Annotated in this window: 17 protein-coding genes; 3 read left to right on the top strand and 14 right to left on the bottom strand. The window is 36.9% G+C overall.

What is annotated here, in order from left to right; all coding sequences use genetic code 11:
- Positions 1-2: 2 nt before the first annotated feature.
- Positions 3-875, bottom strand: coding sequence for a LysR family transcriptional regulator (locus LZ480_RS05710; RefSeq protein WP_241368413.1), 873 nt, complete (start codon positions 873-875; stop codon positions 3-5).
- Between the two features lie 167 nt (positions 876-1042).
- Between LZ480_RS05710 and LZ480_RS05705 the strand changes: the two genes are divergently transcribed.
- Positions 1043-1939 carry a DMT family transporter gene (locus LZ480_RS05705; RefSeq protein WP_241368412.1) on the top strand — a complete coding sequence of 299 codons (897 nt, stop codon included), beginning with the start codon at positions 1043-1045 and terminating at the stop codon, positions 1937-1939.
- A 213-nt stretch (positions 1940-2152) separates the two neighbouring features.
- Complete coding sequence (locus LZ480_RS05700) at positions 2153-3157, top strand: YecA family protein (RefSeq protein WP_241368411.1); 1005 nt, start codon at positions 2153-2155, stop codon at positions 3155-3157.
- A 258-nt stretch (positions 3158-3415) separates the two neighbouring features.
- Here LZ480_RS05700 and LZ480_RS05695 read toward each other — a convergent pair whose 3' ends face one another.
- A complete protein-coding gene (locus LZ480_RS05695) occupies positions 3416-3607 on the bottom strand; it encodes a zinc-finger domain-containing protein (protein WP_241368410.1) in 192 nt (63 codons plus the stop codon).
- Between the two features lie 108 nt (positions 3608-3715).
- On the opposite strand from LZ480_RS05695, the gene LZ480_RS05690 reads away from it, so the two are divergent.
- Positions 3716-4102, top strand: a complete 387-nt coding sequence (locus tag LZ480_RS05690; RefSeq protein WP_241368409.1) for a reverse transcriptase-like protein — start codon at positions 3716-3718, stop codon at positions 4100-4102.
- Between the two features lie 125 nt (positions 4103-4227).
- On the opposite strand, the gene LZ480_RS05685 is transcribed toward LZ480_RS05690, so the two are convergent.
- The 12 genes from LZ480_RS05685 to LZ480_RS05630 all read right to left on the bottom strand — a co-directional run bounded on the left by LZ480_RS05685 (position 4228) and on the right by LZ480_RS05630 (position 15102).
- On the bottom strand, positions 4228-5397 hold the full coding sequence (locus LZ480_RS05685) for an MFS transporter (protein ID WP_241368408.1): 1170 nt from the start codon (positions 5395-5397) through the stop codon (positions 4228-4230).
- A gap of 4 nt (positions 5398-5401) precedes the next feature.
- A complete protein-coding gene (locus LZ480_RS05680; RefSeq protein WP_241368407.1) occupies positions 5402-5800 on the bottom strand; it encodes a MarR family winged helix-turn-helix transcriptional regulator in 399 nt (132 codons plus the stop codon).
- Between the two features lie 124 nt (positions 5801-5924).
- Positions 5925-6761: a type II pantothenate kinase gene (gene coaW / locus LZ480_RS05675; protein ID WP_241368406.1), complete on the bottom strand. Its 837-nt coding sequence runs from the start codon at positions 6759-6761 to the stop codon at positions 5925-5927.
- Between the two features lie 226 nt (positions 6762-6987).
- On the bottom strand, positions 6988-8058 hold the full coding sequence (locus tag LZ480_RS05670) for an exonuclease domain-containing protein (RefSeq protein WP_241368405.1): 1071 nt from the start codon (positions 8056-8058) through the stop codon (positions 6988-6990).
- 247 nt (positions 8059-8305) lie between these two features.
- Positions 8306-8881 carry a GNAT family N-acetyltransferase gene (locus LZ480_RS05665; RefSeq protein WP_241368404.1) on the bottom strand — a complete coding sequence of 192 codons (576 nt, stop codon included), beginning with the start codon at positions 8879-8881 and terminating at the stop codon, positions 8306-8308.
- A 42-nt stretch (positions 8882-8923) separates the two neighbouring features.
- Entirely contained in the window at positions 8924-9790 is an 867-nt protein-coding gene (locus LZ480_RS05660; protein WP_241368403.1) for an alpha/beta fold hydrolase, read from the bottom strand.
- Between the two features lie 222 nt (positions 9791-10012).
- Complete coding sequence (locus tag LZ480_RS05655) at positions 10013-11188, bottom strand: hypothetical protein (protein WP_241368402.1); 1176 nt, start codon at positions 11186-11188, stop codon at positions 10013-10015.
- A 12-nt stretch (positions 11189-11200) separates the two neighbouring features.
- The gene (locus LZ480_RS05650) at positions 11201-12022 is read right to left on the bottom strand and encodes a hypothetical protein (RefSeq protein WP_241368401.1); all 822 of its coding nucleotides are present in this window, start codon (positions 12020-12022) and stop codon (positions 11201-11203) included.
- Positions 12019-12708, bottom strand: a complete 690-nt coding sequence (locus tag LZ480_RS05645) for an ABC transporter ATP-binding protein (protein WP_241368400.1) — start codon at positions 12706-12708, stop codon at positions 12019-12021. Before LZ480_RS05645 ends, LZ480_RS05650 begins: the two co-directional genes overlap by 4 nt.
- Complete coding sequence (locus LZ480_RS05640) at positions 12701-13078, bottom strand: GntR family transcriptional regulator (RefSeq protein ID WP_241368399.1); 378 nt, start codon at positions 13076-13078, stop codon at positions 12701-12703. Before LZ480_RS05640 ends, LZ480_RS05645 begins: the two co-directional genes overlap by 8 nt.
- Before the next feature lie 209 nt (positions 13079-13287).
- The gene (locus LZ480_RS05635; RefSeq protein WP_241368398.1) at positions 13288-14241 is read right to left on the bottom strand and encodes a GGDEF domain-containing protein; all 954 of its coding nucleotides are present in this window, start codon (positions 14239-14241) and stop codon (positions 13288-13290) included.
- 24 nt (positions 14242-14265) lie between these two features.
- Positions 14266-15102, bottom strand: a complete 837-nt coding sequence (locus LZ480_RS05630) for an EAL domain-containing protein (RefSeq protein WP_241368397.1) — start codon at positions 15100-15102, stop codon at positions 14266-14268.
- Between the last annotated feature and the right edge of the window lie 83 nt (positions 15103-15185).

Here is a 15185-nt window from a genome sequence, read left to right as displayed (position 1 = left end):
CACTATTGTTTAACTGACGCCAGCCATTGCTCTAATACTTCAACAAATTTTTTCGACGCCGGTGATAATTTTTGCTTTGTTGATAATCCTATTGTACGAAAGCTTTCCTGCAACAATGGTACCGCTTTCACATTTTGCGGCAACATTGCAACGGCCATTTGCGGCAAAATACTAATTCCCAAATTATGCTCTACCATTGCTACAATCGCCTTTTCATCGAATAATTCAAAACGAATATTCGGACGAATCCCATACTTTTCAAAATTCGCTATGACATCGTTTGTTCCTTTATAGGACGGCATAATAAATGGCAGATTTTCAATTTCTAATAAATCAATTGCAGTATTATCATATAGCGGACTTTCATTTGAGACAATACATAAAAGTGGATCGCGCTTTAATGGTAAAAAATCAAATTGCTTCGAGCTTGTACGGTTTAAAAAGCCACAATCCACTTCACCATTCAAAAGCCACTGCTCAATTTCGTAATAATCCCCTTCACGTAGCTCAATTCTTATCCCAGGATAAAGTGAATCCATAATCGGAATAATATTCGGCATCCAATGGGTTGAAATGGTCGAAATTAAGCCAATTCTTACAGTCCCTTTATTTACCCCTAAAATATTTGAGGCTGCCTGCTGAAGATGCTCTTGTGCGGTTAAAACTTTTCGCATTTCAATTAACATTTCTTGCCCATCCTCTGTCAACTTGACACCATTTCGATTGCGGTGAATTAAATTAAAACCAAACTCTTTTTCAAGGCTAGAAATCGCATGACTAATTGCAGATTGCGTCAAACCAAGTAGTTCCGCAGCTTTTGTAAAACTTTGTACTTCTGCAACTTTATTTAAAATTTCATATTTCACTATACTCATTTCAATTTACCCCAATATAATCTTTTAGACATGAATTTTTTTCATATTAATCATTATAAACATTCGTTTTACTAATCACAACTTGCAGTTTATAGTGTATTATAACAGAGCTAAATAATTGGTTTAGCTAACAAAAAACATTATTTTAACGAAATGTGGTGACATCTTTGAGTTTACAAGGTAAAGCAAATATTTTGATGGTGATCGTGACATTGTTTTGGGGTCTTTCCTATACGTTCATGGTGATTGGTTTAGAAGTATTAGAAGCGTATAATGTAATTGCACTCCGATGCATCATCGCATTTATTATTGCAGGGCTAATCTTTTTACCAAAGATGTTGCGCGTAACGAAAAAAACAATTTATTATGCATCCATTCAGGGCATTTTATTATTCATAGTTTTCGCACTTTCATTATTCGGCTTAAAAACAACATCTGCTGGAAATGCAGGCTTTATATTAAGCTTAACTGTAGTATTAGTGCCAATCTTCACTAGTTTTTTAGATAAGCGCTTGCCATCACGCGCTGTAAGTTTCGCTATTGTAGCAACGATGATTGGGATTACTATTTTAACATATAACGATTCATTAGCTTTCCAAACTGGTGATATTTTAGTTGCAATTGCAGCGGTTGGGTATTCAATTTATTTAATTTTAAATAGCAAATTCACGAAGGATGTTGAATCCATTTCTTACGGCGTTTATCAATTAGGTGTGGCAGGTGTACTTGGCGCAATTTTTACTCTGGCACTGGAAACACCAAAATTACCGACAACATCACTTGGTTGGGTAGCAATTTTAGGATTAGGTGTCATTTGTACAGCATTTTGTTTCGTTGCACAAGCTGTAGTACAACAGTATACATCCCCTACTCATACTGGACTAATTTTCTCATTAGAACCAATTTTCGCCGCTATGTTTGCAGTGATTTTCCTTGGTGAAGGATTAACAACCCAACTAATCATCGGTGGCGCATTCATTTTAATCGGAAACTTGGTTGCACAGCTTGAACAATTTTCGGCAGCCAAAAAATTGGCGCAATTGGAGTCACAATCTACTATCTAAAATAGTATGGGCATAGCAAAATCTAGCTATGTCCTATTTTTTTTACTTTTTAGTTCTATTTCTATTCATTATTTACTATAATTAAAAAAGCGCTATTTTCTGATTGTTTGCAATAGATAATCAGTTTTCTTAATAACATTCTGACGGTATTATTAAGAATAGCAATGCTTGCACCACAAGTATTTAACAAGTTGTATTAAAGGAAGTGTTACAATGGTTGGACGAAATGACCCATGCCCATGCAATAGTGGAAAAAAATATAAGAAGTGTTGTGAAGGTAAAGCTCAAACAACTTCTATGACAATTTTCCAAGAAGAAATTGAAAACGTACTACAAACTTTCTATACGAGCTATCCAGAGAGAAAAGACATTCGTGAGTTTATCGAGCTAGTACAAGCTTGGGCACCAAAACTAGAGTCAAAGTTACAAAAAGAATTAGTAGAAGCTGTTGCATTAGATGAATTTTTCTTCCATAAGCGCCCTGAAATTTGGACAAATTACTTAGCAAAAATGTCGAAGAAAACGGTTCGCCCATCTATGATCGAGCTTTTAAAAACGTGGGAAAAACCAACATTCTTTATCGGCACAGTTGAAACGGCAGAAAATGAATATTTCACAGCGGTTTCAGCAATGGATGGCACAGTGTACCACATCCAAAAGGAAAGCCCTAAACCAATCCCTCTTGGCATGCGTGTATTTGCATTCCTATTGCCAGATGGTACAAACAAGGAAAACCATGTATTAGCGGTTTCTACATTAATTTTCTTCCACAAAGAGCATGCGATTTCATTTGAAGAGTTTACAGCTGCTTACAAGAAGAGTGGCCTAAGCGTAGAGCAATTCACAAAAGAAAACCACCTATTACTATGGGAAGGTTTAGTGGAAAATGGCTACGAGGGCGAAGAATTCACGCCATTCGAACAAGAGGTTGTTGAGCAATTAAAAGCTTTCATGGCTGACAAAGGTATCGACAATGACAGCTTTGTTGCAATTGTTGAAGATTACCTAGTGGAAAAAGAGCCAGCTGCTCGTAAAGCTGGTGCTATTGCTGCAGGTGCCATCCGCTTCGGTCAAGACCACGACTTATTAGGTCAAAAATTCACGGTAAAAGACATTGCTGAAAGCTTTGGCATTTCAGCATCATCATTAAACAAATACCACCAAGAACTAACTGCTTTCCACCAAGACAAGCAGTTAGTAAAAGTAGGGGCTAACTAATAGTTCCCGAATTAAAACCGTTTTTGGAAAGCTACTTGTTTTCTAAAAACGGTTTTTATGCTTTTTCAATGAAAAATCGCGCCAAAATAGTGCGAAGTGTTGGTTTTTTCATTTATGTTCTTTTGAAAAGTTAATACTTACCCCTACCCTCTAAAAAAACAGCCCACCAGCAGCTGCTATTGGCAGCAATTTGATGGACTGTTTCCCTTTAATATATTAAAAACTATTTTCAATAGTCTTATTAACGTTACAATATTATTATTTATCACTAAACTTCATTATTTCTTGGCCTAAAAATTGTAGTTGCTCCCCCACTGTACAGCTTTCTATACAAAAGAGGTGAGCACCCTGCTTTCCCCGCTTTTTTCGTAAATCACGAATCACAAGGCAATCGACACAATACGTATCTGTCAATTCATCTATATCTTTCATTACGTTTATTTTATTCACGTATCGAACCTCCTTAAAGCTGTTTCCCTATTGTACGCTATTTTTTTGATTTCTCCAACTGCCGCCCATTTGCTATACTAAAAACAGTAACGTAAAGGAGCTTTTTTCATGTTAGAGGTATATATTGATGGTGCGAGTGCCGGTAATCCTGGACCGAGTGGTATTGGCATCTTTATTAAAGGCGAAGGTCATCTTATTAAATTAAATGAAGCAATCGGCATGACGAGCAATCATATCGCCGAATTTTCCGCGCTCGTTCGTGGTTTAGAGGAAGCGAAAAAGCTCAAAACGAATTTTGTCTGGCTACACTCAGATTCTAAAATTGTCGTGAGCTCAGTCGATAAACGCTACGTAAAAAACGAAGAGTTTAAGCCGTTTTTAGAACAAGCCTTACAACTCATCGACGAATTCGAACTTTTTTTCATTAAATGGATTCCAGACAAAGAAAACAAGGCTGCTGATGCACTTGCACGGGAAGCCATTTTAAAAAATTAGAAAAACACATTTCGAGCCAAATAGCGCGAAATGATGTCTTTCTTATGTGGATTTCCCTGAAAAAAGTTATACTTTCCTATCCACGAAAAACTAAACGGGCAAACAAATCGTTGCCCGTTTTTACATTATCCAATTCTTTTACTACGTACAAAAAACAGCATATACACGACAAAAACAATTACTAATAACAAGGCCGATAAATAATACACCATTGCATAGCTTAATGAAACCGCGATAATCCCAAACACATAGGAGCCGAGCGCAATACCTGTATCAAATAGCGTGAAATAAGTAGCCGTCGCGTAGCCAGTGCGCTCGGGGGATGTCGACTGAATACATAATGACTGAAAACTTGTCGTTAGTGTGCCGTAGCCCGCACCAATAAATACTGCCGAAATTAAAAAGATCCACGTATTACTAGCATTAGCTAAAATCACGAGCCCAATCGCAAATAAAACGAAAGATGGAATGATAACAAATTTTGCGCCGAGCGTATCGTATATCTTACCCGTAAGTGGTCGAATCGAAATCATCGCTGCCGCAAATACCGCATAAAAATAACTTGCTGCGGCGAGTAAATTTTGTTGCTCTGCATATAACGATAAAAACGACAGTACACTCGCATAAGCAATGGCAATTAAACTAGCAAGAGCCGCAAGAGGCAACGCTTTTTTCTCAAACAAATCATGAAAACCAAATTTAAAATTTCGCTCAACATGTGCTGGCTTCGGTAAATCATTTGTTTGTACAGTAATGGCAAGCAGCGCTCCAATTATGACAATAACAGACAGCACAATAAATAACACATCAAAATTCGCATATTGTACAATGAGTAATCCGACAAACGGTCCTAATACAACCGCTAAATTTGTTGACATTGTAAAATAGCCTAGCCCCGCCCCTTTTCGGTTTGCAGGTATAATATCCGCAGCAAGCGAACCAGCCGCTGTTGTAGCAATACTAAACCAAATCCCTTGGAAAAAACGTAACGCAAGCAGTAGCGCATACGGTTTAAAAAATACATACAGCACCGTACTTAGCAAATAAAACACGATACTCACTACTAATAATCGTTTTTTCCCAAACATATCGAGTAATTTACCACTGAATGGGCGCATGAAAATCGCAGATAGTAGAAAGGCTGTTACCAGTAATCCTGATGCGTCATCAGACTTCCCTAATACGCCCATTGCATATAGTGGCAATGTCGTCACGAGACCATAAAACACGAAAAATACAGCCATATTCGTAAAGAATAGGCTTATAAATCGTTTTGTAAATATTTTTTGTTCCATTTCATTAACCTTCTAACTTTTTTAATAGTTCAATTAACTGCAGCTCTTCTTGCTGTGAAAGCTGCTGTGTGATTTTGGCTTCGAACGCTAAAACGGATGCCTCTACATGCGGAAATTGTTCCTTTGCAAAATCAGATAATGCAATAATTTTCTCTCGTTTATCCGCTCCCTCTACACGTACAATCCAGCCTAGCGTTTGTAAGCGTGTTGCCGTACGTGTAATCGTCGGTGCTTCAACGTTTAAATACTTCCAGATTTCCGTTAGCGACATCGGTCCATTTTTATGTAGCAAAAACAGAATCGACCACTGTGAATGAAAAAGTCCGTGTTCCTTTAATGCTTCATTTAAATGATTGACTAACTGCCGGTTTTTTTGGAAAAACATATGAAATAGTGGATTCATCGTAATCACCCCTAATTGTTTACCTAGTTAAATAATTACTTAGTTAATATTACGCCTCTCGAAGTTTTTTGTAAAGTACAAAAAAGCATTTAAACTAATTGAAAAAGTTTAAATGCTTTCGAATTTATTGTTTATTATGCTCGCGAATATTTTGAAGTGCCCCAATAGCGCCTGAAAACCCGCAATCTGATAAGAAAATCGGTGTATGCTTTTTTAATACGGTGTAATGTTCAATGACTTGTTTGAGCTGCTCATTGTTAGTTAATGTGGAGCCTATGTAAACAATGTGCTCGGCATTATGCTGATCGGCTAATTGAATACTTAACGTTGTAATGACTTCACCAACTAGTCCTTGTGTTGTCGCAAGTATGTCATTTTGAGCAAAATCAAGTTGTTCTGTAATACCCACTTTACCGAAATTACTTGCCGTTAAATTGCCATCAATCGGCGTATCCATACCTTGATAAATATCTTTGACGAGTAAATCAATTCCTCCACGCTGTCCAAGGGAAGCATGCGATTTAATTTCTTCAAAGTCTGAAATTCCCGTCATAATTGTAGCTAGACCGATTAATGTACCACCACCAATACCTGTACCACCAACACGCATATGCTGATTACCGTCCATATAGTGAATCGACGTACCTGTTCCGATATTTGTAATAATACTTTGTTCGATTGTATGGCCCTCTTTTTCCAATAAGTAGCGCACACCTTTTAATGTAGCTTCAAATTCTACAATATATTCAATCGATTTCATCGTTTTTAACACGTCTCGTAACTGCTCTGTACGTCCACCTGTTAACCCGATTTCTTCTACTTGGGGATGCTGCTCTAACCATTGTTTTACTAAATCCATTTCATTTGATGGAAAGACTGTTAATGTAAGCTCTTGTTGTTCATTTAAATACGCAAGCTTTGTCAACGTACCCCCTGTGTCGATTCCAATCCATGTTGACATAAAACTATTCTCCTTTGTACTTCCCGCTTGTAATTCCCTACTTAACTATAATAGCGTAACGTATGAAGGGGATAAAGTGAAACTTTGCTCGGTGGGGATTTTCCTCATCTCCCAACGAGCATTAGTCTTCACCAATCGGGCTTTTAGGGACAGTGGATTGCCAACTTAAAGTGGGCATCTTACTGTCCCTTTATGCGGGATAAAGTGAAAAATATACGAAATCCCCTTATACTTCTACCGGTTGTTTCTCAATTAACGCACGTTTATAAAACTCATCTACGAATGCTTGTTCAAATTTATGAATTAATCTCATTAATTTTGCTTCAAATGAATGCATAGACTCATCTACCAAATTAAACTTCGAAACAATTTCTTCCGATTCGATAATATTTGTTAAAGTCATCACTTCTGTTTTTGGCAATGTAACATGATGTAATTTTAATATTTTTGACACTGAACGCAATGCCGAGCGTGAAATTAATATCTTCCCTGGCACATCCTCTGCAAGCTGCTGTAAAAATTGCTTCGCATCAGGGCTTGATTTAATCGTAATTTTTTCGCTTACTTGGACTTCGCCATCCTCTTGAGTACGTTCAATTGACTGTACTGTATATGGTAACTCTTCACGGAAGGTATTCATGGCATGCACTTGCACTTGCCCATTGATAACCGAACAGTTTGTCACGGACATTACAAGATCAAATGTTGTTTCAAGCATGCGGAAATTCGTTAAAAATAATGTGAATTCATTTGTTTGTTGTTGCTGTATGATTGCATCGCCGTTTACCTCTTTAAATATTGCTAGTAGACTAACAGCATCTGCCAAAGCTCGGTGTTGCGTTTCAATTTCTAGTCCTAGCTGCTCCATTAATCCACCTAATGAAGGCTGCTCCTTAATCCCTTGTGCTATCATATATTTCTGCTGGAAGTCGATAATCGGATAGAGACAATCTTTGTTTATGTAATTGCGTGTTAACTCTTCTTCTAACACTTTACGATCAAACTCTCCGAATGTTAAAAATACATAATCTTGTTTACACCAACGCTTAAATTTATAAAATGCCTCTTTAAATGATGGTGCATCAATTAATTGCTCAGTTGTTATGCCCGTTAGCTGTTGTATATGTGCATTTAATTTTTTGAATTTATACGGCTGGATCAACTGTGTAAATGTCTCCGTAGTGCCGTCTGGTAGCCATTTGACCGCTCCGATTTCAATAATATATTGCTTTCCTCGGATAAGCGCTGCCTCAATATCTACACTTATATATGTTTTTGTTCGTCCCAAAATTTTCACCTACTATAATTTTACCGATAGTATCTTAAAAAAGTATCTTTTCCTATTGTAGCGGAATTCACTTCCAAAAACACGACAATATTCTTATTTACATCACAATTTGTGAGAAAAGGCATGAAATAATGTGATTATCAAAAACGTAAATGTTGAATTTTTGTTCTTTATAGTATTTTAAAAATTTTATAGAGAAACCAAATACCCGTTACGTCGAAATGTAACGGGTTAGAGTATAATGGACTGATTGAGATTATAATAACTGGTCAAGAAATCTAGCTTTCACCTGCTGCCAATCATCCATTACGATGCTATACATAACGGTATGACGAACCGTGCCGTCTTTTTTAATCATATGATTGCGTAGAATACCTTCTTTTTGAGCTCCAATTCGCTCAATCGCTTGCTGTGAGCGTAAATTTTCATGACCTGTTTTAATTTGAACTCGGTTTAACTGCATGCTTTCAAAGCAATGCTGCAATAATAAAAACTTACAATTGGTATTAATTGCAGTACGCCAGACGCTCGGATTGTACCAAGTTGCCCCAATTTCTAAACGCTGATGTGGCAGTGAAATATCTAAGAACGATGTACAGCCTACAAGTGTGTTTGTTTGCTTATCAATTACAACAAATAAATATGAAATACCCTGTTTGCGTTCTTGAATCGCTTTTTGAACATAATTTTCAACCGCAGTTCGATCTAGTAAAGTGACCGACATATGCCCCCAAATTCGCACATCATTTGCAGCAACAGTGATCGCCTCTATATCTGTTAGATCAACCGGTCTTAATCGTACACCTTCATTTTCCAATACAACCTTATCCATGTATTACCCCCATTATTGCGAGCCAGCATATGCTCTTAAGCGTTAAGCATGCTTTCCCTCAATTGTTAACTGTTCATTAAAGATTGTTTCAACAAACTGTGCAAATGCTTCTTCTTCCTCAATGCATGGATGGTGATTACTTTCACTAAAAGTCATGAGCGTGGCATTTCCAAGGAGTTTTGCCGCTTCCTCTGCATACTCATAAGGGCATTGGGCATCGAATAACCCTCCGTAAATATAGGCTTTCGTTTTTACATCTGGTAATTGTGGGCGTAAATCATAGGTCGGTAGCTCCTCATATGAAAAATAATCCAGTCTTTTCGAAACTGTTTTCCCACTGTTCGGACGACTCACCATATTGTCATAGCTTTTTTCTTTATAAAGTGACATGAGCGCCCATTCCTTTGAACCCGCACGTCGATCTTCAATCTTCGAAGCTGGATTTTTCAGCATTGCCATGATTTCTAAAATTCGTTTGTTGTTGGGGTTTTCCTTGCAGTACATGCTGCCTACATGACGCATATAATCCGAAGATGCACATAGACCGCCCGCTACGATAAATTCCAAGCTTTCAGGATGCATGATCGCATATTTTAGTGCCAGCATGCCACCTGTCGAATGCCCAGCAAATCCCCATGTTTCAATATGTAACGCATGACGAATTGCTTCTAAATCTTTCACACTATCTTGCATACTATAATTATATATACTTGTATCATCAGTTGAATTACCACAGCCACGTAAGTTCACTAAATAAACCTTATAAAACGGCTGAAACATCTCCGCAAAACGATTGCCATTTGCGTTAAATTCACTATATAAATGCGTGACACAAATTGGCTCACCTTCCCCCGATATAAACACTTCAAATACACCATTTTCTGTTTCAATTAGTTGCTGCTCCCACATTAAAACACCGCCCCAAAAGTTTTTTTAATATGCTATTAAAACTTTGTCATATTTTGGGTATTAATGCAATACATTCTTGTGTCATTCATGATTTGAAATGAGTATGTATCGATTACACAAATAATAGTAGCTATAACGCATTTTCAGAGATTCCGTACATGGAAATTGCAACAAAAAAAGACATCGGAGAAAAAACAACTCCGATGCTATTATCATTCCCTATTAATCTAGCTCTTCATATACCTGCGATATTGCCAACTCAAAGTTATGTTGTTCTGAGACAGGCTTGATTATCCCACTGTATAAAGTTTCTCCTGATTCTGCATCAATAATAAACAATAGCTGGCCCTCAGCTGCCTGCGCTGAAATATATAGCTTATCATTCGTCCATTGCATATTAAATAACGCAAGGGGCAGTACTTCATATGGTGCATCTAATGTGAACGGTTCCCCCCATTCCTTGTGCCCTAGATTATAACGATTCACAATAATTTTGCCATCATTAATGCCCGCGCGAATAAATTGATGATCTCGTACAACCATACGCGATTCGTCAGCTAACATCTCTTTTGGTACATCAAATGCCTGGACTTCATTTGTCTCTAAATTTAATACTTTAAAACGCTGAGAAAGCACTTTGTATTGATTCAGGTTTGCATCATATTCACTTATGCCATATACTAAATATTTTTCAGATGCTAAATTATTATATTCATAATAAAAGTTAATGCCCGTTCGAATTGCTTCATCACTATGAATCTTTTCAATTATTGTATCACTCGTTACTTGCTTGCTCTTCAAATCAATCGTTGTGAGGTGAACTTCTTCATTGCTCATTTCGCTCGCGTGATTCATTACAAGCTTTAGATCATTGCCGAGGATTTCTATGTGCTGTAGAATAATCCAATTTGCAGGTGATTTAAGTATACTTTCAACGGTAAACGATTGTACGCTGTCATCCGTCTTATTTAAAATGTCTACCTTATAAGTTAAATTATCCCCTACAGCTAATTCCCAAACATTTTCAGGTACACTCACGTAAATGAGCTGTTCCTCATCCTCATAAAAACGATTGGCATCAAGCACTTTACCGCGCATGAAGCTTTTATGCTCATCAATCATTTGCTTATACATAAGTGATGTAGGACGCTCATAAAACGAATAACGTTGGGCTTTCATTTCCCCATTTGTAATTAAAAACGGGCTATAATGATAGTTCGACGCTCTTTGGATATTACCCTCGATGGCAAGATTATTTACATAACGTTCATCACCGGTAATTTTTTCAAAAGTTACACGATAATTATTGTTTGAAGCACTTGCTACTTGTATGTAATGCGTGGCAAGTGTCGCAACAATGACGGTTACAATAACAATTAATGACCAATATTTTTTCATCGTTTCCCCTCCCTACACATTAATTTTTCGTTTCAATAAATAATTGGCAATGATTACTGCACTTACAAAGACAATCAGTGCCATCAACACATCCATCATTAATAGCTCTTTCACATAAAAGTAGTCCGTATTATAACCAATGAATACTGGTACTAGTAACAAAGCTAACGAAAGTGTTATATAAACTCCTGCAATGAAAATCCCTTTCAAATGATAGCTTCGTTCTACTAAAATCGCAGTAAATATCATCGCGACAAATGCTGTACCTACGCCATAGCTCACTAAAAAATGAACCATTGTTTTAGGATATAAAATCGACATTAATTCATAAGAATACGTAATAATAGCTCCGCTCTCGATAAGCAGCTCTGCTGGAATGATCTGTTTCATGATAAGCTGCGCAACTTCGATTAATAGTACCTGTACCCCAACGATACAAAAAACAAATAATAAAATAGCTGTTAGCTTGGCAAAGTACACATTGCGTCGTTCAGTTGGTAGCATTAATAAACGATAAATAAACGAAGATTTCCCTAGCCAATCACGATACCAAATAAAAAATATATAAATCATTAACATCGCTGCTGCAAACATAATCGATAGCAGGAATAAACTGTTATTGAAAAAATTAAAAATTGAATAACTCCCGTAGTCTGTGACATAGTCTTGTGCTAACAGCTTTTCTCGCTGCATAACGGTTTCCGCTTGGTCCTTGTAATTGCTAGCCGATAAAAACGCCGCGATTACTTGTGTAGTCGCAACAACTACAACTAGTGCTACCAAGAATTTAAAAAATCGCTGCACTTCAAAGTTAACGAGTTTTATGTAACTCATCCGACATACACCTCCCTCATGACATCTACAACAGACTTTCCTTCCACTTCACGTGTTTTTTCCACATCGATTTGTTTTAAAACCGTACCATTGCCTATTAAAACTGCCTTATCAATCAAATGCTCAATGTCGTTTATTTCGTGTGTTGTAATAATAACACCACGATTTTCGATTAAATGGCTTGTAAATACCTCGGCAATTTGCTCACGTGAGAAAATATCTATCCCTGAAAACGGCTCATCCATTAAAATATAATCCACATCAAGTGCTAAACCGAGCAATAAATTTACTTTAGCCGCATTCCCTTTTGATAAGCTCGAGATTTTCTCGGTCTTCTCAAGCTTGAAAAACGCTAAAAGCTCCGTTGCACGCTGTTCATTCCACGTTTTATAAAAGTCCGACATAAAGGAAAACGCCTGGGCAATGGTATAGCTTGGTAGCATCGTTAGACGGTCTGGAATATACGTAATTTTTTCGTATGCATTTTTATCAATTTTTTGCCCATCAATTAAAATCTTACCGCTGTCGATTGGCGTTAATGCCATGATGGACTTCATAATTGTTGTTTTACCCGCACCATTTATACCAATCAAACAAGTAATTTGCCCTTTTTCAGCGGTGAAGCTCATATCTTTGAGTACCTGTTTACGCTTAAATTTTTTATAAACATGATTTACCTCAATCACGCTGCTCACCCTCCTCATATTTCTGCTGCACGAGCTCGATTACTTCTGACAATGGCGCATTAATTGACTTAATAGAATTTACAAAAATATGCACCGCTTCACTAATTAATTCGTGACGTACACCTTTTAATACATCCTCATCTTTCGAAATACAACTTGGCAAATTTCCTTCTGTATAAATCAATTTTTGCTCCTCCATTTCTTTATAGGCACGTTGCACCGTATTCGGATTTATTTTGAGCTGATTTGCCAGCTCGCGACGTGATGGGATTTCCTGCCCTGGTGCATAGACACCTTTCGCAATTTGCTCCTTAAAATGGCGCATGACCTGCACATACACCGGATCCCGATTATTAAATTTCACTTCCAATGACCTCACCGCCCTTTTCGTGTATTAGGCACTTCATACACTATAAATAAACAATACGCTTAAAAAGTGTATTAACCCATTAATACAGTATGCACAAAAAAATGTATTAAGACCTTCATACACCTGTTAATGTGTATTATGTACTTAATACACAAATAATGTCAATCAATTTCCATAAAATTCATTTTGATACAAATAAACGCTCACTATTAATGGATAGCGAGCGCTGGGTTGTGGAATATAATACTGTTGTCTTCCTGCATTTTACATCGCTTTTTCACTTGAGCTACTGTATGAGATAACTCATGTTCATCTGCAAAGATTTGATGTTCATTGGAAACAACCGCAATGGATAACGTCATCGGCTCTAACAAAATTTCATTGCCATTACGATCTTTTACAATCGGAGGGTGCTCTAAATGTTCCGCATCATAAAATTGATGAATACTTTTTTGGAAGTGCGTAATAATGTTTTCACAAAGAAGAGTAACGTCAAAATGAGGGACAACTATTACAAAATCATCTCCACCAATATGTCCAAGAAAATCATCCTGTGACAGCACACATTTCTTCAAAATAGTTGTTAAGTACAGCAAAACTTTATCGCCACGATTAAATCCGTATAAATCATTAAAAATTTTAAAGCGGTCAACATCAATGTAAATTAGTGAAAAACGTTCGGCGCTTAATAAGTCATTGATTTTATGATTAATCATCTGATTGCCAGGTAAACTACTAAGCGGATTGAGTGCACTCGCCCGCGTAATTTCCGCTTCAGCCAATTTTAATAATAATGTTCGTACACTGACGATCCCTACAAAGCAATTATTTTCTGTTACGATTAGGTCATCATACAAATCTTCTTCGTTACGTGCCATCGCCAGCTTACTCGCATCTGCAAGACTAATAGTAACATCAACAACTAAAGGATTTGCTTTTGCTAAAAGGGTATTGGCACGCCCCATATATAAGTTATAGCCATAAAGTGTCCCAATTTTTTGATAGAAATGAGACCGAGGGATATGACCGACAGGCGTTTGGTCCTTTACGATCACAATCCCTCGAAGTGTAGGTTGCTGAACGAATTTTTGATTCACCTCTTTGTTTTTTACCTGCTCATCAATCCATTCGGCTTCCTCCACAATATGACCAATAGTAAACATAGATTGTCCACCTAACTTTCAAATCTATTTACGCATAAGCGGTACATTTGCCTCACAAAGTTGTTCATTTGGACGTCCAATGGCATAGCCCTGTGCAAAATGAACACCGGCCTCGCGTATGTATTCGAATTCTTCCATGCGTTCAATACCTTCTGCAATCACTTTTGTTTCTGATTGGAAAGCATAATTTAATAATACCGATAGGAGTTGCTGCTGCGGAATTTCTGTATCAATATTTTGAATTAACGACCGATCGATTTTAATAAATTCTGGCTTTAAGTAAATGAGCGTTTTTAAACTGTTATAGCCTGAGCCCACATCATCCACCGCAATTCGATACCCTTGCTTACGATAATGTGATAACACGCGAGAAAACTCGTGAAAGTCTGTCACGGCACTGCGTTCAGTCAATTCAAAAACAACTTGTTGCGGGGAAATGCCAAATGATTTTAATAAAGCGAGCGTTTCACCACTGTGATAATTTTTATCAAGTAAAATATTCGGATGGATATTAATAAATATCGTAAAATCTTTATTATCCATTTCTTTATTTAATTGTTCACAGTATCGACGAATGGATAAATTGCGGCAAAAACGCTCAAATAAATAAACATTTTTTGTTTGCCCAACAAACTCATAAAAATCATCGGTATTGTCAAAGCAATTAACATCTTCTGGACGGTTTAATGCTTCAAAGCCCATCGTTTTATTTGCCTGTACATCATAAATCGGTTGAAAATAAGTCTTCATTTTATCTTTCGCCATAATTTTTTTGAGTGCGTACAATCGCTGCCAATAAAGCAATTGGTTAAAAATAAAAAATGAAGTCGGTTTTGTTGCGGCTAGAGCTTTCAAAGTCACACCTTCTCCTACTATCTATTTAGATTACATTATGAAGGTGAATTATTATACGAATGTGGATTTTTTGTAAATTTTTATAAAAA

Source organism: Solibacillus palustris, from assembly GCF_022549215.1.
Taxonomy (GTDB): Bacteria; Bacillota; Bacilli; order Bacillales_A; family Planococcaceae; genus Solibacillus; species Solibacillus daqui.
Note: the sequence above shows the minus strand (reverse complement) of the source record. Positions and strands in the feature narration are given on the sequence as shown.